This window comes from Billgrantia saliphila, from assembly GCF_002930105.1.
GTDB classification, from domain to species: Bacteria; Pseudomonadota; Gammaproteobacteria; order Pseudomonadales; family Halomonadaceae; genus Halomonas; species Halomonas saliphila.
In genome coordinates, this window is sequence record NZ_PJRN01000009.1 from 102,513 (window position 1) to 126,304 (window position 23,792).

Consider the following 23,792-nt stretch of genomic DNA (forward strand, 5'->3'; position numbering starts at 1 on the left):
CGCAGGAGAGACCGGATGGTGTACGTGGCAACGGCGGTGGGTCTGCTGCTGATAGCGGCACTGGCCATGCAGGCCTGGCGCCTGGCCGATAACCGCGCGATGGACAAGGCCTGGGCCTGGCTGCAATCCCAGGCGCCCGCCACCGTCGAAACGTTCGATCCCGCCATGGTCGAAGGCCTGCCCGACGCGGCGCGGCGCTACTTCCTCTACACCATCGCCCCTGGCACACCGCTCCGTGTCGTCAGCGAAATCCATATGACCGGCGAGATCGGTCTCGGTAGCAAGGAAGCGCAGGGCTACCGCCCCATGCGGGCAAGGCAGATCCTCGCCCCGCCGCACGGCTTTATCTGGCGGATTCGGGCCGGTGCGGGGATCATGCAATTAAGCGGCTCGGACGGCATGGCCAACGGCCGCTCCTGGACTCGCTTCTGGCTCAACGGCACGCTTCCCGTCGCCCGGGCAGGCGACGACGAAAATCACCTACGCTCGTCGTTCGGCCGTGTGGCAGGGGAGGCCTCCTTCTGGACACCTGCCGCCCTGCTGCCACAGCATGGCGTGCGCTGGGAAGAGACCGACGAGCCCAATCTGGCACGAGCGGTAATCACCCACGGCACGCTGGAGCAATCGATAGAGATTGCCGTAGCCGAAAACGGCCAACCACTCTAGGTGAAGTTCCCACGATGGAGCAACGCCAGCCCCGAGAAGGAGTGGCGACTCCAGCCCTTCGGCGGCTATCTCGACGACTTCCGTAATTTCGAAGGCTTCACCCTACCCACCAGGGTCCACGGCGGCAATCACTTCGGCACAGAGGCGTACTTTCCTTTCTTTCGGGCGAGGGTGGGGGAGGTGCGGCTTTTGGCGCCGTAGCCTTCCTCTCTAGTTGGGTTGCGTTGATCCAGCACATGGGAAAAGTCATGCTTCGGTGCTAGGCTGAAACGTAAAGACACATAACGACACACGTACGCTAGGGATAGCCCGCATGAAAAAGGAGTCCACCGAGCCTTGTATCACTCTTCATCTGGCGTACCTTCGAGTGCAGGTTATGGACGGTGATATGTTGCTTGCCGACAGCACTCATGCTATCGAGTATTCGTTCCGGCAGTACCTTTCCCGCGGCAATATTGGTATGGATCTGCTGATTCTCTCCAACACCGTGACCCGCTGTCCCCTTAACGGCGAAGCTTCGTGCTTCTCCTTTGGTGAGCGCAAGGATGTGGCGTGGAGTAGTCAGCGCCCGGTAGAGGGCATCCAGGGACAAATATTAAATGACTCCTTTCATTCCAATCAAGAAATCTCACTCTGGAAGGCTCTGCGGGAGCATTGTTTTCGGCGGGATGAAGTGTTAGCGAGATGAGAGTTTTTACTTGGCCTGTTTTTCTTTTGTTGGGTTTGGTTGAGGGGTTGGTATGAGGTTTTCTTATTATAATGTCCAGGCTACGCCATTGGATTATGCCAAGCATGGAAATATTGGCTCTTCAGGTTACAGAGATGTTTGCTTGCGTCTTAAAGAACATTTGGATTATGTTTGGGAGGATGGTGGTCAAGTTACAGAAGCTGCCCTTGTTTCGAGAGGTATTTTTCATGTGTTAAAGCAAGTTAAGGTTGAGAAAAACTATGCCTCAGGTTATCTTATAAAATTTAATTTGATAGAGGAGGTGGTGCAGCCGTTTACGCTAAAGCCTCTGTATTCAGCGCACGGGCCAGCGTCCAGCGACTATGAGGCGTTTTTCTTTGTTTATTCATTTGAGAATCACGTTTTAGCAATAGAGGATAAAAAGAAGCTTCCCTCACCTAGTGTGCTGAAGAAAATATTCCACCATTTTTTTGGGCCATGCGTTGACGAAAAGTTCCCGAATCATGTGGTTGATGCTTCGATGCTCAATGATTATAGTGCAATTGAAGAGCTGGAAGGTAAAGCGGATGGCTACTATAGAGCGGAAATTAAGGCTTCCTTTACAAATTCTTTCGAGTTTGTAAGAGAGGAACTCGTTGAAAAAGACAAAGAGTATAGAGATAAAGGGATATCAGAATCTACGGTTGTTGAGAAAGCAAAAAAAGGTGGGGTTATGGCTGCGTTGTCAAAATCTGCCCAGATATTGCTAATGCTTTCTTTGCCGACAGGTCATGCATCTATTTCTTATAGAGATGCCGAAACTGGAAAAAGAGAGGGTTTTCATACGGATAATAGGCCAATTATATTGGAAGTAGAAGAGTATGAAGAAGATAGTGGTGAGTACAAGGCTCCTAAAGATTTTGAGCGCGATGTTCTTAATTCAATAATTACAGCAAAAAATAATTCGACTAAATCAAAAGAGAATGATGAAGGTAACGAAAAGAAAGCAAAAGAGTATATGACTCCTGGTGAAGGCGATGAGTGACTTTAGGAAGAGCTTTGTTAAAAAAATACTTTCACTGGGAAAATTTTTTCCTCCGTTTTTTTATCTTTTGGTACTGGTTAATGCTTATGTTTGGGAGGGGAAAGAGAAGAACTTGCTAACCTTGGCTCCAATGAGAAGTTGGGGGAGGAGGGTCATCTTTCCCCTTGTTGTTTCTTTTTTTACGGCCTTTGCTTTTTTTTGGTTTTTTTCTGAACGCTTTTATTTGGATTCTGTGGAATATGTGAAATCTGCGTACCCAAGTATCTTAGGGTTTGTTATAGGGCTTTTTGCTTTGGCTGTGACTTCTCGAGCATACGAGGATGTTGCTAAGAAGTCCGTTGCTAAAGCAAAGATGATTTCGATAGACTTGGCTTACCCGCTTTTTATTATTTTTGTGACTATGGTTTTGAGTTTTTTATATAACCCATGTGGTTTTCTTGGGAGGGTTTGGCATTTGGCATTTATCGTTTATTCAACGTTTCTTATATTTGATGTGATTGCTGCTGTTTATATGTTATCTAGGTCTGGTGTTGATGCATTGAATGAGAAGTAGTTTTGTGCTGGTGTGATTAGTACTATGATCGGTTTTCTTGGAGCGCCCTCCTGCCAGTCTAGTGTAATATAAACACTTCAAGTTGACTGGAACACAAGCGGGTGCCACCTCTCATCCTATTCCAAAACCACTTACCCTATCCACCTTCCTCGTCGCCGTCTCATCCAACATCCTTGGCCAGTCTCTAGGAGCGTTAGCCAGACCCTTTCGCGGGTTATGCCGGTGTAGACCAGCACTAGTGTGAGGATGGGGTTGGGACGCGGGGAACAGCAGAGCGGTGTGGGTGAATTCAGAGCCTTGGAATTTGTGCGCGTCAAGGCAAACCCTGTTTCCACCATCATAGGCAGCTGGGCAGCCTCTAGTTGCAGTTGCAGTTGCAGTTGCAGTTGCAGTTGCAGTTGCAGTTGCGCTAGCTTGCGTTTCAGAAGGCATGAGAAAGCCAAGATAAGCTACGCTCCCTGCGTCTGGGAGCATGGGGAATCAGGGGCTACTCGCTTGTCCCCTCACTGCTTGTAGCGAAAGGAGCCAGCTCGCACCACCTCCAAATTATTCTCTTTAAAGGGAATCTTCATGTCAGTATGTTGGTCTAAGAAAGTTTCAGCGAAATATTTTAGTAGGCGCGAATCTCGCATTACTTCGATATCAGATGGAAGGTGATTTATGACTTCTTGGCTGGCAAGGACTATCAGCTTGGCCCGAGGGCGTGATGACATAACATTAAATCGATTGAGCGATAGTAGGAACTCATCCTCGTCTGCAATGGCGTCGGGATCGCCCAGAGCATAGCTCGCAATAATTACGTCGCGCTGCTGCCCCTGGAAACGCTCAACAGTATTAACGGCATCGCGGATCAGTTGGCTGTTGTCTCCGAATGGCCCGAAGATTGCTTTCAGCTTGGAGACCACAAGTGCTTTATGGGCGCGATGCGGTGTAACCACGCCTACTCCACTACTCCAGAAGCTCTCCGCGCTGTGAAGTCCAGTCGCGCTTGCATCAGGATCATTGTCGAGGCTCGAGTTCAAATGGCTGCGCAGCAGCCATAGCAGTGCTGCTACGGTCTGAGCCTCGAATTCATTCCACTGACTGCTTCGACCCTCTGGATATACGAACGAACAAATCGGTTGAGATGGATCAAGAAGCCTCGCCAATTCTCCACTGAAACTGAGCTGAGCCGGCCAATCCGTCGGACATGTTAGTGGGAACGGAGTATTGGTTCCTATCCGCAGATCGGGGTATTTTGCCGAAAGGCTCGCGGGATAGCCGGCGAAGCGGCTAAAGCCAACGATCATATCGTTTGAGCGATAGTTCTTTAGTAGATCCTTCGAGAGGATCCCCCTTCGATTGGCCACGAAGTCGTAAACTGACCCCACTAGCGTCTCGAAGCCGGCCGGCGCGTCGACCTGTTGGATCGGAGGAAGCTGTTTTGGATCGCCAACGATGATAGTTGATCCGCCGCTCGCGATGGGAGCTAAGGCAAGAACCGCGTTCGCCATGTCCATCTGAGAAGCTTCGTCGATCAGGACTACGTCGAAGATTTGTTCGGCAGCGTTCCCCTTGATACTCGAAAACTTAGTCACCTGTTGTGGAGGGGCTGACACTATGACGCTTGTGGCGCCAGAGTTAAGCATGTCGTGTAATTCGCGAATAGCTGGAGTTTTCGAGTCGTTGAGAAGATTAATGCCAGCAGAGAGTCCAGGTGCATCTTCTTTCGCATCTGAGCGGAGCCGAGCGAGCCGCACCTTTCCGGTTATAGCCTCGCCGAGCTGATGGATGCGTTCGAATGTTCGGAGCACAATGTTGTCGGTAGCATCGTAAGTGTTGCTCGTTACCAGTATGCGTATAGGTTTGCCTGTCGCGTTGGCGTCGAGGAGCAAGCCGAGCAGGATCGCGCGAAGCGTCTGTGACTTACCAGTTCCAGGAGGCCCCCAAATCAGCGCGAGGCGCTTCTCCACTGCTTCGTGAAGAGCCTCCCACTGGCTTGCGTTTAGCTCGATACCTTGTGCTTCCAGTGCTGCCTGAATTACGGACCCATTCCGTCCAGTAGGGGTCTGCGATTGCATCGCCGTGTCCCACAGCACATCAGCCACGGGCACATGCGCGCTTGCGGACTTTGGAGCGGCCTTGCCAATAACCGTTGCGGTGGATGAGCCAGCGCTGATTGCGAGCGGTGGGTTACCGATCGCCTTGAGCGTGGTTTTCAACCTGCCGGTGAGGAAGTCCCGCACCTGCTTGTCCAAAACGACATCCCGAGTGAGATCTAGAGTTGGCTCGATCTTCCGAAGGAATGCGTCGACTCGTAGGTCGAATGAAATCGCAACCAGCAAGTGCTCTCGGTCGATTGCCAATAGTTGGGTTCCGGTCAATGTCGTGGCGTTTCCAAACTCACCAATCCACGAAGGGAAATTAGTTGGCAGTGAAATCCCCCCAGTTAAGTCTCGCACCTGCTTGGTATGGAAGTCAGCCATCGATGCAGGTGATATTGCACAGAGAAAATCACCGGGCTCGAACTTCGCCTCGCGTGAATTGGATCCCAGCCGGTAGATTCGCACTCCGGGACGCATCGGAATGCCGAGCAACGCCTCTGCTTCTATGAGCGCAGCTCCGGTGAGTTCTATCTCAAGGCGTGCTGCAAGATAGCGAGCCTCTCTCTCATGAACCGGCGTGGCCATAGAAATGTTGTGCTCAAGGGCCGCAACCTGTGCGTTCAGTCGGGCGAATGCGTACCAGATTTGTCCGTCAGCGCTCACGCCGCGGAGCATCGATGGCGCTTTGATGTCAGAAATTTTTGGGGCGCGGCTCCGCAGCATACCCTTCAGGTCATCGCGGAGCCGACGGACAATGGACGAGGTCGCCCAGAGCTTCGTCGTAACAGTTGATCGGAGCTGTCCAACTTGCTGGCTCCATGGCCTAGGACTTCCCATTCTGGTCCAGATCTCGTGTGCGCGTTCGGACGGTACCTGATCCGAGAGTGGATCCTCGAATATGGTTGGAACGTGGAAGTCGTTTAGCTTCGCGCCGGGCTTCGCAGTAGGCCTATAGTGCCGTGCTAGCTGCAGCAGCGAATAGTAGTGAGGGATTGGTGCAGCTACGAGTGCCTGGATGGCGTTCCGCACGATCGTGATCGGGGCGTTTGCAGATCGGATCTTCGCGTTCTCAATGATCTCCTCGGCTGGGAACAGCCAGGCGAGCTTCTTGAGGCTGCCGTCTGCGAGCACGTGCTGCAAATTGCGCCCGATGACACGGATGATGTGCTCATAGGTGACGCTATCCCAGATGTAGATTTGGACAGTTGCTCTAGGGTCTGCCTTGGTCGCGTCCGCCAGTGCCTTGTCGATATATGTGAGAAAATTGAGGAGCTCGCGTGTCTCGGTCTGAGGGCTGCGTGTGTCGTTGACAAAGACCTGAGAATCTACTTTTTCGCTCTGACCGTTAATGTACGAGAAGCCACCGATGCCGAAGGCGAGCGTCAGGCCACTGCCCAAATCGAAGTCAGCTGAGAGAAAGAGGCTGAGGTCCGACCAGCTAGGGATGACGGCAGAGGTGCCGGAGCCACTTGGAATGCTGCTGACGCCGCCTGCCAGTGCCTGTGCCCGCCCCGCAACTACAGTCCTTGTGGCTCGGAGCTTGGGGTGGCAGTCGAACGCTGCGTGATCGGAAGTCAGTGTAGCTAGAGATTGGGCCGTGGTAAGCATGATGTCGCCAAGCGCACGGCGCGCCCCCTTCGGTAGGAAGGCGATCGAGCTCAAATGTCCATCGGCCGCCGCACGCGGTATACAGTGATCGGGATCTGGGACCACGGAGGGATTCCAACTGTACCCCAGATACTCGCAGCCGCTGCAGGCAGTGCCGACGTGATAGTCCAGAGTGTGCCACGGCGTCGCCAAAACGTCGCGCAGTTCCACGCCAAAGAAGTGTCGTAGCCGGGGCGAGAACACGTCAATCTCAAGCGTTTCGATATCCTCCGCTAGCGCGTAGCGGAGTTCGTCAGTAGTGGGAATGGCGGCGGCGTCACGCTTCGTCGCCTGCAATCGCACGATTGCTGACGCCTCATGCGAACCAGGCCAGATTGCCGCCTCAGCCACCACTGCGTAGCGATCGGTGAGGCTATGGTCATGTAACCATCCCGCCAGTGCCAGCGAGTAGTAGGTGATCTCGGCGAAATAGGAAGCGCTCGGCTCTGCTGTCATTTTTATGTCAATTACACGCAGACCAATACGGCCGTCGGGATCGTGTACGGAGCCGTCGGCCTCTACGATGCGGCCGACATCTTTAGGTGCAAGCACTTGGATGAGGTCGGGAATGAGCTTGCCGAAGGTAAGATCATACGTCGAGGCCATAACGTTGATGCTCATGGCGGCTTTGAAACTCTGCCCAACCTCGAAGGCTGGGCGGACCAGAAATGTGCCCGGCAGAGCTTTTAGCATAACATCAATCAGCTTCTGATCTTGGAACCCAGCTCTCGTCTTGGCACCGACTACGGAGTTGCTGCCGAAGGTTACCTCGAGATCTTGGAGCTTTTCCTGCTCCCAGCGATTTCCTTCCTCGGTGAGAGCGTTAAGGCCAGTTCTCACTACCGCTTTGGGTGGCATGCCGAGCTTGCTTCGCTCTGGCTCGTAGGTCTTGTTGTGAGGATAAAGGAGTAGCGCAAGCTGACGAGCACAGCCAGTGCGAAAGTAATTGCTTACAACTCGTTTGCTCAAGTACGGCACTGGCGCCACCTTCCAATTTAAATTTTGTATAATCAGCTCAAAGCGACCTCAAGGAGCATGGCTTCTTTTAGATTGCTTCTCTTCCTCTTCGGAAGTGCCCTGCCGACAAGAAATGCCCTTTTCAGGGCGGTTACATCGATTTCGTTGAAGGGAATCGCCAGCTGGCCGTATCTCTCGCGCCATTCGGCCACAGCTTGACCAGCATCCTCGATGTCGTGAGGAGAGATAGTAAGCTTTGTGATTGGATCCTTGCGCCCATGGCGGAGGATGAAGATGGCATCCCACAAACCACGCTTTCCTTGGCCATGGAGACCCATCCCCACTTCGCCCGGCATCGGTAAAACGCGGGTGACGTAGAGATCTGTCGTTGCAATTGCCTCGGCAAGCGCGAGCCATGCAAGTGCTTCAGTATGCCTATAGCTGAACACCACAATTCCCCTTGGACGGAGAACGCGCGCTACTTCCTGAAAAGCCTGCCCGAGCCCAGATATGAATTTCCGGACGCTACCGGAGTGATTCTTGTGCGCAACTAGACTCTCGCCCATAATCTGTACGCGGGCTAGACTCCCGATGATGCCGAGGGCCTTGAGCCAGGGAGCAAAAAACTGCGCCAGCTCTGAATAAGCTATGTTGTCGAAATAAGGTGGATCTGTCATTACGATGTCGACAGATGCATTTTCCAGGAAGGCGAGTCTTCGAGCACTGCCAAGGTGAATTGCCCCCTTTCGCTTCGCCAAAACCGGGTCGACCGATACGAACTTACCTTCACCTGCCGGCTCCTTAGGAGATCGCGCGTAGGCCGCAGCTTGCTCGAGCTTCCGGACCGTGTTAGGGAAGCTCCCGCGACCGGTGCGTTCGATCCAAGGATTTAATTCCACTGGCCGCTGAATGTGGCGGAACGCTCTCAGCGAGAAGAGTGGGGTCAGCCGCCGCCACCCGTGTGCGTAGGAGGCCATCATGCAGTTGGTAGTAAGATGGTCACTAAACGCCATGGAAATCGCTGAGCGCACCGGTTCTTCCAGCGTACGGATTTCCTTCATGAGCAGCGCAAGATGTAGAAGCTGGCGATCGTTAAAAAGATCAGTCCAGCGCCGGTAACCGTAAGAGACGAGCCGGTTATCCGACCAGCCTTCCGCCTCAATGATATCCTCAGGCAACTCTAGCGTTCCGTCGGACAAACCCTGTTTAAGGGCGTCGGACGCAGCCTCGTACTGTTGCCGGTCTTCATCCGTCGCGCGGCGTAGTGTCCGCTCTGAAATTGGAACGATACGCCGGTCCTTGGTCCTACAGACTGTCTCAACCGCGAATAGGCGCCATTGGGGCGCTCCCCCCCGGCGCCCGAGCTCGATAAGAGGTTCTACATGTCCGCATCCTGGACAGATTGCACGTCCACTCTTGCCGTGTCCGGCGTCACACACAGTGTGAGCCCCGCAACATTTGCAGTCGAACTCGGTGGTTTCAGACGGTAGTACAGCTACCTCGTCGCACTGTGAACAGATTGCATAACGGGTTTGTCCGTCGTCTGAAAGAATGTAGCTCGGATGGGCATCGAATTCAGTCTCACAATATGTACAGTTAACATGCTGCACCCAGAAGTGGTGTAATACTAGATCACTTCCCGACCTATGAAATAACGTCACTTGTTCACCGACCCGGCTCATGAGTGTCTTGAGCGCTGGCTGCAGATCTGGCATTCCGGCTGCATCTAGTTCGAGCTGGCTTACGGCGCAGGCTACTGGGTCAACATCGCATCCATAGGCAGTCGCGCCGAGGCGGGAAGCTTCAAAGACAGAGGTGCCTCCTCCGACAAAAGGGTCTAGAACCGTAGCGCTGCGAAGGTCAGCCTCTCCATAATAGAGCGAGTCGAAATCTGACCCAGGGGCATTGGTCACGCCGATAAGAAGACTGCGAAACACCGATGGGAGGCGTCGTGCAAACCATTTGTGTGCAGTGTATATCGGCCTTGGCCGACGCCCATCACGCATAGCAAAACGGACGAGTGTGTCGACTGGAATTTCATCAGCTTCGGCGAGTGAAACTGATGGAATAGATATTCGGGCTTTTCTTGGCGGTGTGGAGGCCGAGGCATTCTCCAAAATGTTGGACTCACTCACTGAAATTTACTCGCTTCAAGAAGGTTTGCACCCAAGCCCAGCCTATAGGGGGCATTGTAGTTCTACAAGGCGGGGAAGATCAGTTCCACATGAAAGCTGTCCCAGCTGTGAATACGAATTTAATCATCTTAACCTTTGGGGTGGTACTAGTCATCAGGGTGATGGGTTTTTTAAGAAGAGAGCATCCCGAAAATAACGTTGTTATTCAATGCAATCTCCCCAACCCACTCACCCTAACCACCTCCCTCGTCACTGCCTTATCCCGCATCCCACGGCCCGTCTCTACCAGCGTGAGCCAGTCCCCTGCGCGGGTGATGCTGGTGTATACCAGCTCCCGCGTGAGGATGAGGTTGGTGGCGTTGGGAGCCGAAGACCCCTTGATGTTGCCGCTACCATCGCTTGAGCACCTACTCGGTGCCCGGGCTGCTCTCCTCTGTCTCTACCTGCCCGCGCCGTTGCAACCAGCGCATCACCAGCCAGCACAGCGCGGCCCAGGCCGCTCCGGCTGTCCAGCCGGCAAGTACATCCGTTGGCCAATGCACGCCGAGGTAGACACGGCTCATGCCCACCAGCAGAGTGAGCAGGATCGCCAGTATCAGCAGGTAGGCCTTTAGCCTCAGCGCTGGCTGTACACGGATGAGCAGGGCGGCCAGGGTGAGGTAGGTAACGGCAGACATCATCGAGTGGCCGCTGGGGAAGCTCGCGGTGTAGACCATGGCTTCATGCGGCACGAGGTCGGGCCGAGGGCGATCGAAGCCCATCTTCATCAACGTGCTGAGCAGCATGCCGCCGGGCACCGCGACCGAGGCAAAGAGTGCCGCACGATGGTGCCGGGCGAGTAGCAGGTAGCCCAGGGCACCCAGTGTGATCACTACCAGCACGCCGACACCACCGAGCGCGGTAAAGTCTCGCCCCATTTCCTCGACCCAGCCCGGGCCGAGCGGATCAGTGTGATCGGCAGGATTGCGCAGGGAGAGCAGCAGGGTCTCATCGATGCTCTGGGTCTCTCCCTCGATGACGGCATCGGCCAGCTCGATGAACCCCCAGACCCCGCCGGAAAGTACCGAGACACACAGCAGCATTGCCAACTCGTAGCGGCCGAGCCGAGCCAGCAGGGAAAGTCCGTGGCGTCTCACATGTTCGATTTTTCTGTAGTGCTTCATTTGCAACTCCCTTGCTTTGATAACGACACGCGACGCCTTTCAGACAGCCCTGGTGTGGCTGCGTTATTGCAACCTCCCCAACCCACTCACCCTCACTACCTCCCTTGTCACCGCCTCATCCAGCATCCCGCGGCCAGTTTCAACCAGCGTCAGCCAGTCCCGCGCGCGGGTGATGCCGGTGTAGACCAGCTCCCGGGTGAGGATGGGGTTGGGGGCGTCGGGAAGCAGCAGGGCGGTGTGGGTGAATTCCGAGCCCTGGGATTTGTGTACCGTCATGGCGAATACGGTTTCCACCGCCTGCAGGCGGCTGGGCAACACCCACTTGATGTTGCCGCTGCCGTCGCTGGCGGGAAAAGCGACGCGTAGCAGGGTGCGGTCGGGCGATTCGGTTGCGCTGCGGGCCTCGGGCACGGCGAGGGTGATGCCGATATCGCCGTTCATCAACCCCAGGCCGTAGTCGTTGCGGGTAACGAGCACCGGGCGACCTTCGAACCAACCCTGTTCCAGCTCCAGGTCGCTGGCCTTGAGCCAGCCGGCGCGGCGCAGCGCGCGGCCGATGCGTGGGTTCAAGCCTTGTATGCCCCAGGGGCCTTTCCTTAGCGCGCACAGCAACTGAAAGTGGCCGTGGGCGGCGAGCACCTGGCGGGCCCAGTCGTCATAGGGTTGGCGGGCTTCGCCTTCGCCGAAGAAGGGCTGTGCGGGGCGCGCTGCCTTCAACACTTCCAGGTAATGGCCGTAGCCAACCGGCGGGGCGATGGGCTCGCCGCGGCGGTCGTGGCGGTCTTCGCCGCTATTGGCGAAGCCGGCCGGGTTGCCGTTCACCACCAGGCGATCCAGCGCCGGGTCGTCGGCGTCCGCCAGGGCGAGGCGGGCGATGTCGGCGAAGCCCTGCTGGAAGATCTCGCGCACGGCGCGCTTCTTCTCTTTCTGCCCATGATCGGGTCCGAGCGGGCGGTTTACCGCCTCGGCGAGCTGGCCGATGCCGCTTGCCGCATCGAAGCGGTGGCTTACTCGCAGCATGGCGATGGCCTGGTCCAGCGGCTGGCCCGCTTCGTCCCGGTACTGTTGGGGAATTGGCGTGCCGGTCACCCGTTCCAGCCAGTCGCAGATGGCCGGGGTGTAGTGGCCGCCTTCGGCGCGCTGGCACAGGTCGCCGAGCACGGCGCCGGCCTCCACCGAGGCGAGCTGGTCCTTGTCGCCGAGCAGGAGCAGCCGCGCCCTGGGCGGCAGGGCGGTGAGCACGGCGGCCATCATTTCGATATCCACCATCGAGGCTTCGTCGATCACCAGGGCGTCCAGCGCCAGTGGGTTGCCGGCGTGGTGGCGAAAGTGGCGGGTATCCGGGCGTGAGCCCAGCAGCCTATGCAGCGTGGTCACCTCGGTGGGAATGCTGTCGCGCAAAGTTGAGATATCCACACCCTGTTGGCCCACGGCGGCGGCCAGTTCCACCAGCGAAAGCCCCTTTACCTGCTTGGCGATGGATTCGTTGAGGCGTGCGGCGGCCTTGCCGGTGGGAGCGGCTAGGCGAATGCGCAGCGGGCGCGGGGCGCTGGAGCCGGCCTGGGCGGGTTCACCCAGGGCCAGCGCCTGCAGCAGCGCGAGCAGCTTGACCACGGTGGTGGTCTTGCCGGTGCCGGGGCCGCCGGTGATCACCGCGAAGCGCGAGCGGCTGGCGAGTGCACAGGCGGCCTGCTGCCAGTCGAGGTCATGGCTTTGGGGAAACAATGCGGCCAGCGCTCGGGCCAGGGTGGCGGTATCGGCTTCTGCCTGGGAGGGCGCCTCAGTGGCGAAAGCAATCCGGGCGCCGATCAGCCCGCGAATGTCCTGCTCGTACTGCCAGTAGCGGCGCAGGTAGAGCCGCACGTTGCCATCGCGTTCGCTGCGCACCAGCGGGGTGTTTCCGGCCAGGAGCGTGTTGCCGTCCGCCACTAGGGCAGGGTGGTTCAGGGCGGCTTGCCAGGTGGCGAGGTCGAGTTCGGCCAGCAGGTCGCTGGGCAGCGGCGGCGGGTCGCTGAGGTCGTCGCCTTCCGGCGGCAGCGAGAGCGCCAGGTCGGGGGCGGCCAGGGTCTGGGCGAGATCGAGACACACATGGCCGCGGCCGAGCTGATGGCTGGCAAGGGCAGCGGCGAGCAGCAGCAGGGGAGGGGCGTCGTTCACCTCGCGCTGGAAGAAGCTGGCCAGTGCCCGGTCCAGCGCGCGCAACCAGCCGCGCTCCACCCAGCGGTCGAGCAGGGCGAAAAGCGCTTGGGTGTCGTGAAGCGCGGCCAGGGGCAGTTCCGGCCTGGCGGGTTCGCTCTTGCCTGGTGCGTCGCTAAGGCCTGCTTCGTTGCTAGCGTCTGCTTCCTCACCAAGATCGGCGAACAGGTCCGGGGTGGCGTCGTCGTGGTGCTTGCTGCGCTTGCTCATGCCGGCGCCTCCGTCATGTTGCGGGTGCCTGCCGCTTGGGTGTCGCCCTGGAACAGGGCATCCAGCGCTTCGATCAGCTCCCGCGGGGGGCGCTCGGCGTGGACGCCGCGGCTCTCGGCATTGGCGCCGCGCAGGAATACGGTGAGCGAGCCGCCGATGTGGCGGTCGTAGTCGTACTCCGGCAGGCGCGCCTTGAGCAGCCGGTGCAGGGCCAGCAGGTAGAGCGCGTACTGCAGGTCGTAGCGTTTCTCGGCCACCGCCTCGCGCATCGCCTCGGGGCTGTAGGCGCTATCGTCCGGCCCCAGGTGGTTCGATTTCCAGTCAGCCACGTAGTAGCGCCCTTCGTGCTCGAACACCAGATCGATAAAGCCCTTGAGCATGCCGTTGAGGGTGTCGGCATCCAGCGCGGGGCGCGGAAGGCTGGCACCTGCGTTGTTCTCTGGGCTGGGGAGTGTGTAAGCACTTACGAGGGCGTCTAGCCGGCGGGTGTCGACCTGGCGTGAGGCGAACCAGAACTCCATCTCCACCTGATAACTCGTCAGCGTTTCGAGCGTGAGACTGCCCGCGTCATTGGGTAGCGGCAGCGGAGCGGCGAGCAGGGTGCCGAACCAGGCATGCAGGGTATTCAGCCACGGCTGCCAGCCGCGCACCTGGCAGCGCCGGGCCAGGGTCTCCTCGCGCAGGGCGGGGTCGCGGGCCACGCGGGCGAAGCCGTGCTCGCCGGACCACTCTAAAATCCCATGGAGGAACGTACCGGGACCTGGGCCTCTCGGAAAACGGTGCAAGGAGGGCACTGGTTCACTCTGGCCGCTGTCGCGGGGTTCCTCGATCACTTCCAGCGCGGTGGCCTCCATGGCGGTGGCCGGTTCCGGCAGGCCACCGTTTCGCTGCGCTTCGCTTTCATGCGGGCTCGGTGGTAAGTCAGCCCTTACTGGGGCGCTTACCATGTCTCCCGAGAGGCGCAGCGCCGAGTAACTGGCGATCCACCAGTGCTCACGGGCGGGGCGCGTGGGTGTGCGTGCTTCGCCCAGGGCGTCGTCGCGCTCTGTCTGGGTGACGGTCTGGGCGTGGGCCGGTGGCGCCGGGGCGATCTCGATGGCTGCGCAGTCGCCCTTCAGGCGCTTGAGTGCTTCACTGAACCCGGTCGGCCCGAGCAAGTCGCCGTTGGCCAGCAGTTGGCCGATGGCGCTGCCTTCGCCGCCCTTGAGCGGCGCCATGCCGAGCCAGGTGGCGTGGCGCGAGCGGGTCAACGCCACGTAGAGCTTGCGCAGGTCTTCGCCCAGGCGCTCGCGGTCGACGGTGGCCAGGGTCTCCTCGTCGGCTTCCAGGCTGATGCGCAGCCGGCCCTCGGCGTCATGCCAGCGCAGCGGCGAGTCGTCCTTCTTCGTCGGGCGGTGGCTGCAGATGAAGGGCAGGAACACCAGCGGGTACTCCAGTCCCTTGGACTTGTGAATGGTGATGACCTGTACCAGGTCGGCGTCGCTCTCCAGGCGCAGCTTGTGGGTGTCGCCCTGGCCTTCGGGGTGGGCGATGGATTCGGCGAGAAAGCGGATCAGCGCGTGTTCGCCGTCGAGCTCCTGGCTGGCGTGTTGCAATAATTCGCCTAGGTGCAGCAGGTCGGTAAGCACTCTCTCACCATCTACGAATGTCTGCACAGGCGAATCGCTGCGTTGCTCGGTGCTCGTAAGCTCGCCTAACCCCACGTTATGTCTCGCTTCCTGTGCGCCGAGCGCCTTGCGCTTCATCCCGTTCGACGATTCGTGGGCAGGCCCGCTATTTAAGAGCCGCGTGGCGACCTCGAAGTCGTGGATGATCTTGCGCACCAGCGGCAACACGCCTTGGCGCTGCCACAGCCGGTGGTAGTCGCGGAACTGCAGCACGCGGCTTTCCCAGGCCAGTTCGTCCTCATTCAAGCGATCCAGCGTGGCGATATCGAGCCCCAGCACCGTGGAGGCCAGGGCGGTGCGCAGCAGCCTGTCGTCCTCGGGTTCGGCGCAGGCGCGCAGCCAGGCGTCGAGCTGGGCGGCGACCGGCGAGGCGAACACCTTGTCCTTGTCGGAGAGGTAGACGCTCTTCACGCCGCGCCGGGCCAGCGCCTGGCGGATCGCCCGCGCCTCGCCCAGGCCATTGACCAGCACCGCCATATCCGAGGGCTTGAGCGGCTGTAATTCGCCCTGTTCGTTCTGGAAACCGGTACTTCCGCGCTGGCCCTCGTTGAGCAGCTCCACCATGACGGAGGCGCAGCGCTCGGCCATCTCGCCGTGGTAGGCGGTCTTGGAGAGCGGCTCGTCGCTTTCGAGCTGCCATAGGGTCATGGCCGGCAGCGGCTTGCCCTGCCGGGTGAGTGAGTCCTTGCGCCCTTTGGCTCCTACGCGATGGAAGGGAACCGGATTGCTGCCGTCGGCTTCCTTGAACAGGAAGGCGCCGGGCGGGTGCGCCTCGGCGAATTCGAAGCAGCGGTTGACCGACTCGACCATCTCGCTGCTGGAACGGAAGTTGGTGCCCAGGGTGACGTGTCGGCCTTGGGTGTCGCGGCGGGCGCGCAGGTAGGTATGGATGTCGGCGCCGCGGAAGGCGTAGATCGCCTGCTTGGGGTCGCCGATCAGGAAGACTCCACACTCGCGGCGGTTCTCGCGGATGCGGTACACGCAGTCGAAGATGCGGTACTGCACCGGGTCGGTGTCCTGGAATTCGTCGACCAGGGCGACGGGGAACTGGCGGCGGATCTGCGCGCCCAGCGCCTCGCAATTGGGGCCGGTGAGCGCCCGGTCGAGGTGCGTGAGCAGCTCGTTGGGGCCCATCTCGGCGCGGCGTTCCTGCTCGCGGTCGAGCCGCGCGCGGCACCAATGCACGGCGTGGGTGAGCAGGTCGGCGTAGGGATCGGGCAGGGCGTGAAGCTCGTCCTGCAGCGCTTCCAATGCGGCCAGGGCGGGGTGGTTCGGTGGCTCGCCCTTGAGCCAGATCTCGGCCATGCCCTGGGGCGTGAGGCGCTTCCAGGCGGCCTCGGTCAGGCCGGGCCATATGGCGTCGCACTGGCACCACTCGCGCAGGGCACCGAGCCAGGTGGCGCGGCTCCTCGCATTGAAGCTCTGGCCCTTGAAAGCTTTCTGCTGGGCGGCCTCTTCGAACAGCGCCTCGCACTCGTCGATCCAGACCGACCACGGCGCCTTGAGCTGGGCCAGGCGCTCGGCGGTTTCCCGTTGAGCGTTGGCGACCGTCTCGGCCGGGGGCGGGGCGCCCTTGTTGAGCGCCTCGGCTTCGGGCATCAGCCCGCGCACCGCCTGGTGCAGCTGCTCGGGCGTGCTCCAGTGGCGTACCACGCTGGCCAGTTCGTCGGTGTTCAGCGGGTAGTAGAAGCTGCGCCAGTAGTCGCGCACCACCTCGAGTTCCAGCTCGGTCTGGTCGTTTTCCAGGTCGAGCGAGAAGAGGCTACCGCTGTCGAAGGCGTGCTCGCGCAGCATGCGGTAGCACCAGCTGTGGATGGTGGAGACGGCGGCCTCGTCCATCCATTCGGCGGCGAGCTGCAGGCGCCGGGCGCAGGCGGGCCAGGTGGCGGGGTCGTATTGGTCGCGGAGGGCCAGGAGCAGCGGATCTTGTGGCGTCGGGGCTGGTCCGTCGACAGGCCTCGGCGAGGGCGCTGTGAGCCCATCCCTGGGCGCTACTTTTTCCTTCCCTGGAAAAAGACCCTCGCTACGGCCTGTCCCCGGTGCCCCGTCGGCATGCTCAGCATCTCCGCTGGCTGGTTGAAGGAAAACATTAGCCGCCTCGACGAGCCGCGCGCGGATGCGCTCGCGCAGTTCCTGGGTGGCGGCGTTGGTGAAGGTGACGACGAGAATTTCCGGCGGCGTGAGCGGGCGTTCGAAGGCGGCGTCGTCGGATTCCGAGCGGGCGCCTAGCACAAGGCGCACGTAGAGCAGGGCGATGGTGAAGGTCTTGCCGGTGCCGGCGCTGGCCTCGATCAGGCGACTGCCGTGAAGCGGAAACGCCAATGGGTCTAGCTGCGCGACCTCGCTCATTTTTGCATTCCCCCTTTCTCTTCCTTCTTCCCTCTTCCCTCTTTGTTTTTTTCTTCTTTCTTGTCGCCTTTCACGGCGAGGTGCACCGGGGCGAGCAGGCGATCGGTGAGTTCGGCGAAGCCGAGTTTGTCCTGGCGGGCTTCATATAGCGCAGTGAAACTCGGCCAGCGGTGGGCGAGGTAGGCATTGCGGCCCGCTTCACCGGCGTTGAAGTCATCGCCGTTGTAGGCGCTGGCGGCGGCGCGCCAGGCGTCGCTGTCGCGCTCACTCTCCGGCGTTCCCAGCTTGCTCAGCCAGACGAAGGCGGTATCGCAGGCCAGCGGTAGCGGCACCTGCATGCCGGCCTGCCAGGTGCGGACGATCTCGCGCAGGTGCCCACGAGCCGCTTCCGGGTCGAGGGGCGGCAACGTCACGTGGCCGGCCTTCGAGAGAAGCAGTGTGGTCATGGGCCTGTCGTTCAGGTGCCCGGCCAGGTGCGCGACCCAATGGCGCAGAATATGCGACCAGCGGTACTTGCCTTTCTTTACCAGGCTACTGCTGGTGAGCACCAGGCGGCAGCGCTCGCCTGATTCGCTCAGGCGCAGCTCGTCGAGCCAATCTTCCAAGGGGGGCGCGCCGAGCACGCTGAGCTGCACCGGCTCGGGCTCTTCGATGGCATGGGGCCACGTTTCCAGGGCTTCTTCGTAGGCTTCGAACAGCGATTCCATCGGTTCGGTGAGCTGCTCGCGCATGCGCTCACCGAAGGCGCCCATGGCCAGCACACCTTGGCCCTGCAGACGGTCGAGGGAATCGAGCATGGCGGGCATGCGGTCTTGGCCTTCGTCCACGGCGCGGCGCTGCTCGCGAATCAGCAGGTCCTGCAGTTGCCAGTTGGCGAGGCCGTCCAGGTCGAAGGGTTCGTGATCGAGGCTGACGATGTCCTCGCGCTCGAGGAAGACCTTGAGGCGGGTGGTGAAGAAGGCCTTGGCCGGGTCGCGCAGAAAATTGCCGAGCTGGGCCAGCGTCAGCGGCGTGTCCTGCGTGTATGGCTCCAAGTCGAGGGGCGCTGCTTCCGCCGTCGCTTCGCCATGCACCTCATGCCACTCATGCGCATAGGTGAACAGGCGCCGGGCGGCCACGTCTCGCTCGGCCTGCTGTGCAGCGGTGGGGAAGTAAGTGCGGCTGAACGGTTGCAGCGGGTGCTCGGTAGTGAGGGCTTCGAGCAGGTCGCTGCCGTCAGTCGTGTGCCAGCCGGCCTTGAGATGGTCGCGCAGCTGGCCGACCAGCACCGAGGGCGGCTTCTCGGCGTTGTCGACGATGCTGCGTCCCACCCAGCTCACGTAGAGCTGCTCGCGGGCGGAGAGTAGCGCTTCCAGAAACAGGTAGCGGTCGTCCTCGCGGCGCGAGCGGTCGCCGGGGCGGTAGTCGCCGTTCATCAGGTCGAAGTCCATCGGCGGGTGGCTGCGCGGGTAGTCGCCGTCGTTCATGCCTAGCAGGCAGACGCGCTTGAAGGGGATGGCGCGCATCGGCATCAGGGTGGCGAAGTTCACCGCGCCGGCCATGAAACGCTGCGACAGGCTCGACTCGTCGATCTGCCCCAGCCAGTGTTCGCGCACCACGGAGAGCGGCAGCGGACGTGTCAGCCCGGCCTCCTCGGCGCTCTCCTGCCACTCCTGCAGCGTCTGTTCAAGCTGGGCCAGCATCAGGCTGTCTTCGGGGGCGTCGGCGAGAAAACTGGCTTCCAACAGGGCGCGCAGGCGCTGCACCCAGCCGGCCACGTCGTTGGGCTCGCGCAGGGTGCGCCACTGCTGCTCCAGGGTTTCCAGCAGCGCAGCCAATGGCCCGGCCAGTGCCGCTTCCAGGCCGCCGATGTCGTCGAAAGGCTCGATGCACTGCCACGGCCCGCTGGCGGCTTCGCCCACGGCGTAGCCCAGCAGCAGCCGGCGCAGGCCGAAGGCCCAGGTGTTCTGCTCCATGCCCTGTGGCAGGTCGAGGCTGCCGCGCTGGCTGGCGTTGAGCCCCCAGCGGATGCCGGCGCCCTCGATCCAGCGGCGCAGGGTGGGTACGTCGTCTTCCTCGATGCCGAAGCGTGCGCGCAGGGCGGGCACGTCGATCAGGTCGAGCAGGTCGCTCACCGAGAGGCGCAGCTCCGGCAGGCGTAGCAGTTTCTCCAGCGCGATCAGCAGCGGCAGGCGGTGGCGTCTGCCCTGGTCGGAGAGCGTGAAGGGGATGTAGCGCGGGTCGTCGCGCTCGAGCTGTCCGAAAACCGCTTGCACGTGGGGTGCGTAGTGGTCGATGTCCGGCACCATCACGATCACGTCGCGGGGCCTGAGGTCGGGGTCGGCACTGAAGGCGGCGAGCAGCTGGTCGTGCAGTATCTCTACCTCGCGCTGGGGGCTGTGGGCGGCGTGGAAGACGATGGAGTCGTCGTGGTTGGGGTCCACCGCCGGCCAGGTCTCGCGGGTCTCGTGCAGCGGGCGCAGCTCGCGAATGTCGTCCTGCAACTGCTGCAGCAGGCAGCCGTCGCCCTCGCGCACGAAGGGCTCGAACAGGTCGATGCGCAGCGAGTCGGCGGCGAACAGGCGCTCGTATTGCTGCGCGTCGTCGTGCTCGTCGAGCAGGCGTAGGTAGTCGCGGCCCTGCTTGCCCCAGGCGGCGAGCAGCGGCTGGGCGTGCAGGTGAAGGCTCACCGCTCCTTCCCCACCGGCGTCGCCAACGCCGAGCACGTCGAGCTGGGCCGGCATGCCCTCCTTGCGCCGCTGCCGGTAGCGCTCGGCGCGGAGCAGGTCCTTGTGCTCGATGATGTCGGCCCAGTAGTGCTGGCAAGGGTTGTGTACGCACAGCACCACCTGGCTGCAGCGGGCAATGGCGGCGAGCGCTTCCAGCGACTGCTGTGGCAGCGAGGAGATGCCAAACACCATTACCCGGCGCGGCAGGCCGGCGGGGCGGTTGTCGCAGTTGAGTTCGCGAGCGGCATCGAGGAAGCGGCGGTGCACCATGGCGCGGCTGGAGGTCACGCCGTCGTCGCCTACGTCTTCGATCAGCGCCCGCCAGAGGGCGGGCTGCCAGCGCTGGGTGTCGTCAAGCGGGCTGGCCTGGCCGCGGGCGGAGATCAGCACGTCCTCGCCGCGGCCCCAGGCGTCGAGCCAGTCGGCGCGGTAGACCTGGTACTGGTCGAACAGGTCGGCCAGGCGCTCGGCGAGCTGGTGGTGCTTGCGCAGATCGGTGTCGCCCTCCAAGAAACGGCGCAGCGGGGCGAATTCCTCTCGCGGCATCAGTTCCGGCAGCAGGCGCAGCAGCCGCCAGATCAGGTGCGACTTGTCGAAGGGCGAGGTAGCCGGCACCGCATTGGGGTCGTCTTCCACGTGGTTGAGTACCGCGCGGTAGGCCTGCCACAGAAAGCGCGCCGGTAGGGTGACGTCCAGCGCGGCAGCGATGCCGCTGCCGCCGTCGGCTTCGTCGGCGGCCAGCGCCAGCTTCATCCACTGGCCGATGCCGTTGCTCTGCACCAGGATCGTCTCGTTCTCGAGTGGCGCGAGCGGATGGCGCTTCATCCACTCCACCGCCACGCCGCGCAGGTCCTCCAGGCGGTTGCCGTGAACGACCATGAAGCCGGGGGTGAGGGGCGTGGCGGCAAACGGCATGGGATGTCCTTGGAACGGCGGCGGCAGACTCCCATGGTGCCCTAGGTCGCGCCGTTCCTCTACCTTCGGCCAGCGCTGCTGGGAGCCAGAAACGACGAAGGGGGCCCCAGGCCCCCTTATCAATGTGCAGGCTGAAAAAGCTATTGCTTGCCTGCATTTGCATTGTGCGATGCCGAATTATCAGCGCGGACGGAAGTGGAACTCCTGACGGGAGATCAGGTCGTCATGGTTTCGATCCATGAACAAGAAGATTCCTGGCAGTCTCCCCGCCTGGTCCTCCTCTAGTGAGATATAGCCATCGCCATTCACATCCAGCCGATCGAAGCTGTCCTGGCCGGCTGTGTTAGAGGAGGCGAGGTGCGGCAGAGCCAGGGGGCCTTCGCCCTGTTCGGCCAGGGTGACGCCCGAGGCAAGGGCCAGTGCAAGGAGCAGTGCGCTTTTCAGAGTTTTCATCGTGTCTTTTCCTTCATTGAAAGGGGTGGGAAATTCTCCAGGCCGGCGAGCGCTACTCTTCCCGCCGTAGCACCATGCCGGCGTGATGGAGCACGCCGTCGATGAATTCACCGTCGGCGGTGAAGCCCGTGTCGTCCCAGTACTCGATGGTGTTGCCGGTCACTCGGTAGCGGCCTTGATAAGCGCTCACGCGCTCGCCGCGGGCTTCGTCATAGCGGTTGTTCGGCAGTAGTTCGTGACGTATATGGCCATCGTCGGTGACCCACATGCCGACATAGGGGTGGTCTGCCATGGTGACGTCTCCGGTTGCGGTTGCCGCCTTCCCCAGCAGGGGAAGCGCTGCGGCGGTAGCCAGGGCCAGGCCCAGAAGCGTGGATCTGGATTGGGTGGTAGGTACGGTCATCGGGTTTCCTCGGCAGCGGCCGGGCTCATGCGCTGGCGGTGGGGCGAACCACGATCTCGCTGGTATCCACGTCGTCGGGCTGGGCGATGACATGGGCGATGGCCGCGGCAATGGCGTCGGGCTTGAGCGCGATCTGGCGATAGGCTTGCATCGCTTCAGCGGCGCTGGGATCGGTGATGGTGTCGGCCAGTTCCGACTCCACGACACCGGGATAGACGCAGGTGACGCGAAGCTTGTCGTTCTCCTGACGCAGCCCGTCGGAAATGGCGCGCACGGCGTATTTGGTCGCGCAGTAGACGGCGCCGGTGGGCACCACGTAGAGGCCGCCGATGGAGGAGATGTTGATCACTTGCCCGCTGCCCTGGGCATGCATGGTGGGTAGTACGGCGGCGATGCCGTGCAGCACGCCGCGGATGTTGACGTCGATCATGCGGTCCCATTCGTCGACCTTGAGCGAGGCCAGGGGGGAGAGCGGCATGACGCCGGCATTGTTGATGATGACGTCGATGCGGCCGTGGATCTCCAGTGCGGCATCGGCGAAGGCCTGCACGTCTTTCCGCTGCGTGACGTCCAGCGCACGGGTGTCCACGGTGCCGCCCTCGGCGCGAATGGCTTGCGCCAGCGTCTCCAGCCTGTCGGTGCGGCGAGCGCCGATGACCAGTCGATGTCCGTGACTTGCCAGCAACCGGGCGGTGGCTTCGCCAATGCCGCTGCTGGCGCCGGTGAGAAGAATGACTTTGCTCATGAGAGAAGGACTCCGTTTGGGTGGCTTGTGACGACCCTCTCGCAGGGCTCGGATGATCGATCCTTGAGCGAGACCATGAGCAAGAGCGTCGTTGAAACAAGCCTACGGAGGCGCCGGGAATGCCGACAGAGCCATTCCTATCGAAATATTGCCTAATTCTATTGGTGGGCTTTATTTGGAGGGTTCTATGTTAGATATTGTTGCCTAAAGATGAATCCATCATGAAATGAAAGGGCTTTCGGCATGTCTGCATCGCCTCCTGGCTTTCCTCACGAGCGAATGGTCGAGCGGCTGTATCGGCTCGCGCCGCATGAGGGCTACACCCAATCCTTGCTGGATGGGGTGCGCTTCCTGCGCTCGAATCGCCCCATGAAACATACGCCGGTGCTGTATGAGCCATGCATCGTGATCGTGTGCCAAGGGCGCAAGCGAGGCTATCTGGGCGGTGAAGTGTATCTCTACGATGCCCTCCACTATCTCGTGCTGTCGGTGCCGCTCCCGTTTACGTCGGAAACCGAGGCCAGCCCCGAGGAGCCGATGCTGGCCATTTCCATTCGCCTCGACATGGCCGTGGTGGCGGACCTGGTCTTCATGCTGGACCAGGCGGATGCACGCTCGGCGGCGCCGCCTAGAGGTATGCTTTCCACTCCGCTCGGTGCGCCCATGGCCGACGCCACGCTGAGACTGCTCGAGGCGTTGGCCTCGCCCCTGGAGGCGCAGGTGCTGGCGCCGGGGATCGTGCGGGAGATCTGCTACCGCGTACTGGTCGGCGAGCAGGGCGGAAGCGTGCGCGCGGCGCTTGCCCATCAAGGGCAATTCGGCAGGATCGCCAAGGCGCTTCACCGCATCCACGTGGATTATGCCGAGCCCCTGGAGGTGGGGCGCCTGGCCAGCGAAGTCGGCATGAGTGCCGCGGTCTTCCATGTGCACTTCAAGGCGGTGACGCAGACGTCGCCACTGCAGTACATCAAGTCGACGCGGCTGCACCAGGCCCGGATCATGATGATCCGTGATGGCTTGCCCGCAGCGGCGGCCGCCGCCAGGGTGGGTTACGAGAGCCCTTCCCAGTTCAGCCGCGAGTTCAAGCGCTTCTTCGGACGGCCTCCCGGTGAGGAGGTGCGTGAAATGAAAGCCACGCTGGCGCTGCTGCCCCCGACACAGGTGGCGGGGCTGGCGCTGACGCATTGAGGAGCCCTTCGCTTCGAACTCGTCAATTTCACGATGAGAAG

14 protein-coding genes are annotated in these 23,792 nt (G+C 60.9%); 5 read left to right on the top strand and 9 right to left on the bottom strand.

The window, feature by feature from the left end; all coding sequences use genetic code 11:
* Positions 1 to 15 precede the first annotated feature (15 nt).
* The 4 genes from CYJ07_RS11880 (at position 16) to CYJ07_RS20310 (ending at position 2,931) form a co-directional block, all read left to right on the top strand.
* Positions 16 to 666 (top strand): DUF6544 family protein, encoded by a 651-nt coding sequence (locus CYJ07_RS11880; RefSeq protein WP_197038344.1) that lies wholly within the window; start codon positions 16 to 18, stop codon positions 664 to 666.
* 313 nt (positions 667 to 979) lie between these two features.
* Complete coding sequence (locus CYJ07_RS11885) at positions 980 to 1,354, top strand: DUF427 domain-containing protein (protein ID WP_104203913.1); 375 nt, start codon at positions 980 to 982, stop codon at positions 1,352 to 1,354.
* Positions 1,355 to 1,406: 52 nt separating this feature from the next.
* Positions 1,407 to 2,378: a DUF4747 family protein gene (locus CYJ07_RS20220; RefSeq protein ID WP_106427352.1), complete on the top strand. Its 972-nt coding sequence runs from the start codon at positions 1,407 to 1,409 to the stop codon at positions 2,376 to 2,378.
* Positions 2,371 to 2,931, top strand: a complete 561-nt coding sequence (locus CYJ07_RS20310) for a hypothetical protein (protein WP_156085496.1) — start codon at positions 2,371 to 2,373, stop codon at positions 2,929 to 2,931. The genes CYJ07_RS20220 and CYJ07_RS20310 overlap by 8 nt, the downstream gene beginning before the upstream one ends.
* 503 nt (positions 2,932 to 3,434) lie before the next feature.
* Here the strand turns inward: CYJ07_RS20310 and CYJ07_RS11890 are convergent.
* The 9 genes from CYJ07_RS11890 to CYJ07_RS11930 form a co-directional block, all read right to left on the bottom strand.
* A complete protein-coding gene (locus CYJ07_RS11890) occupies positions 3,435 to 7,520 on the bottom strand; it encodes a DEAD/DEAH box helicase (RefSeq protein ID WP_104203914.1) in 4,086 nt (1,361 codons plus the stop codon).
* Positions 7,521 to 7,672: 152 nt separating this feature from the next.
* Complete coding sequence (locus CYJ07_RS11895; protein ID WP_104203915.1) at positions 7,673 to 8,797, bottom strand: hypothetical protein; 1,125 nt, start codon at positions 8,795 to 8,797, stop codon at positions 7,673 to 7,675.
* Positions 8,798 to 10,161: 1,364 nt separating this feature from the next.
* On the bottom strand, positions 10,162 to 10,917 hold the full coding sequence (locus CYJ07_RS11900) for a phosphatase PAP2 family protein (RefSeq protein WP_104203916.1): 756 nt from the start codon (positions 10,915 to 10,917) through the stop codon (positions 10,162 to 10,164).
* A 63-nt stretch (positions 10,918 to 10,980) separates the two neighbouring features.
* On the bottom strand, positions 10,981 to 13,323 hold the full coding sequence (gene recD, locus CYJ07_RS11905) for an exodeoxyribonuclease V subunit alpha (protein ID WP_104203917.1): 2,343 nt from the start codon (positions 13,321 to 13,323) through the stop codon (positions 10,981 to 10,983).
* Positions 13,320 to 17,339 (bottom strand): UvrD-helicase domain-containing protein, encoded by a 4,020-nt coding sequence (locus tag CYJ07_RS11910; protein ID WP_104203918.1) that lies wholly within the window; start codon positions 17,337 to 17,339, stop codon positions 13,320 to 13,322. The genes recD and CYJ07_RS11910 overlap by 4 nt, the downstream gene beginning before the upstream one ends.
* On the bottom strand, positions 17,336 to 20,962 hold the full coding sequence (recC, locus tag CYJ07_RS11915; RefSeq protein WP_104203919.1) for an exodeoxyribonuclease V subunit gamma: 3,627 nt from the start codon (positions 20,960 to 20,962) through the stop codon (positions 17,336 to 17,338). The genes CYJ07_RS11910 and recC overlap by 4 nt, the downstream gene beginning before the upstream one ends.
* A 180-nt stretch (positions 20,963 to 21,142) precedes the next feature.
* Entirely contained in the window at positions 21,143 to 21,415 is a 273-nt protein-coding gene (locus CYJ07_RS11920) for an EF-hand domain-containing protein (RefSeq protein WP_197038345.1), read from the bottom strand.
* A 52-nt stretch (positions 21,416 to 21,467) separates the two neighbouring features.
* Positions 21,468 to 21,818, bottom strand: coding sequence for an Atu4866 domain-containing protein (locus CYJ07_RS11925; RefSeq protein WP_104203920.1), 351 nt, complete (start codon positions 21,816 to 21,818; stop codon positions 21,468 to 21,470).
* Positions 21,819 to 21,843: 25 nt separating this feature from the next.
* On the bottom strand, positions 21,844 to 22,563 hold the full coding sequence (locus CYJ07_RS11930) for an SDR family oxidoreductase (protein WP_104203921.1): 720 nt from the start codon (positions 22,561 to 22,563) through the stop codon (positions 21,844 to 21,846).
* Between the two features lie 243 nt (positions 22,564 to 22,806).
* Here CYJ07_RS11930 and CYJ07_RS11935 point away from each other — a divergent pair, with 243 nt between their 5' ends.
* A complete protein-coding gene (locus CYJ07_RS11935; protein ID WP_231489622.1) occupies positions 22,807 to 23,751 on the top strand; it encodes an AraC family transcriptional regulator in 945 nt (314 codons plus the stop codon).
* Positions 23,752 to 23,792: the final 41 nt, after the last annotated feature.

What these genes read in the sequence shown, in the direction of transcription:
- CYJ07_RS11880 (WP_197038344.1), top strand. Translation starts at nt 16, where the DNA reads ATGGTGTACGTGGCAACGGCGGTGGGTCTGCTGCTGATAGCGGCACTG.
- CYJ07_RS11885 (WP_104203913.1), top strand. Translation starts at nt 980, where the DNA reads ATGAAAAAGGAGTCCACCGAGCCTTGTATCACTCTTCATCTGGCGTAC.
- CYJ07_RS20220 (WP_106427352.1), top strand. Translation starts at nt 1,407, where the DNA reads ATGAGGTTTTCTTATTATAATGTCCAGGCTACGCCATTGGATTATGCC.
- CYJ07_RS20310 (WP_156085496.1), top strand. Translation starts at nt 2,371, where the DNA reads ATGAGTGACTTTAGGAAGAGCTTTGTTAAAAAAATACTTTCACTGGGA.
- CYJ07_RS11890 (WP_104203914.1), bottom strand. Translation starts at nt 7,520, where the DNA reads ATGCCACCCAAAGCGGTAGTGAGAACTGGCCTTAACGCTCTCACCGAG.
- CYJ07_RS11900 (WP_104203916.1), bottom strand. Translation starts at nt 10,917, where the DNA reads ATGAAGCACTACAGAAAAATCGAACATGTGAGACGCCACGGACTTTCC.
- recD (WP_104203917.1), bottom strand. Translation starts at nt 13,323, where the DNA reads ATGAGCAAGCGCAGCAAGCACCACGACGACGCCACCCCGGACCTGTTC.
- CYJ07_RS11910 (WP_104203918.1), bottom strand. Translation starts at nt 17,339, where the DNA reads ATGAGCGAGGTCGCGCAGCTAGACCCATTGGCGTTTCCGCTTCACGGC.
- recC (WP_104203919.1), bottom strand. Translation starts at nt 20,962, where the DNA reads ATGCCGTTTGCCGCCACGCCCCTCACCCCCGGCTTCATGGTCGTTCAC.
- CYJ07_RS11920 (WP_197038345.1), bottom strand. Translation starts at nt 21,415, where the DNA reads ATGAAAACTCTGAAAAGCGCACTGCTCCTTGCACTGGCCCTTGCCTCG.
- CYJ07_RS11925 (WP_104203920.1), bottom strand. Translation starts at nt 21,818, where the DNA reads ATGACCGTACCTACCACCCAATCCAGATCCACGCTTCTGGGCCTGGCC.
- CYJ07_RS11930 (WP_104203921.1), bottom strand. Translation starts at nt 22,563, where the DNA reads ATGAGCAAAGTCATTCTTCTCACCGGCGCCAGCAGCGGCATTGGCGAA.
- CYJ07_RS11935 (WP_231489622.1), top strand. Translation starts at nt 22,807, where the DNA reads ATGTCTGCATCGCCTCCTGGCTTTCCTCACGAGCGAATGGTCGAGCGG.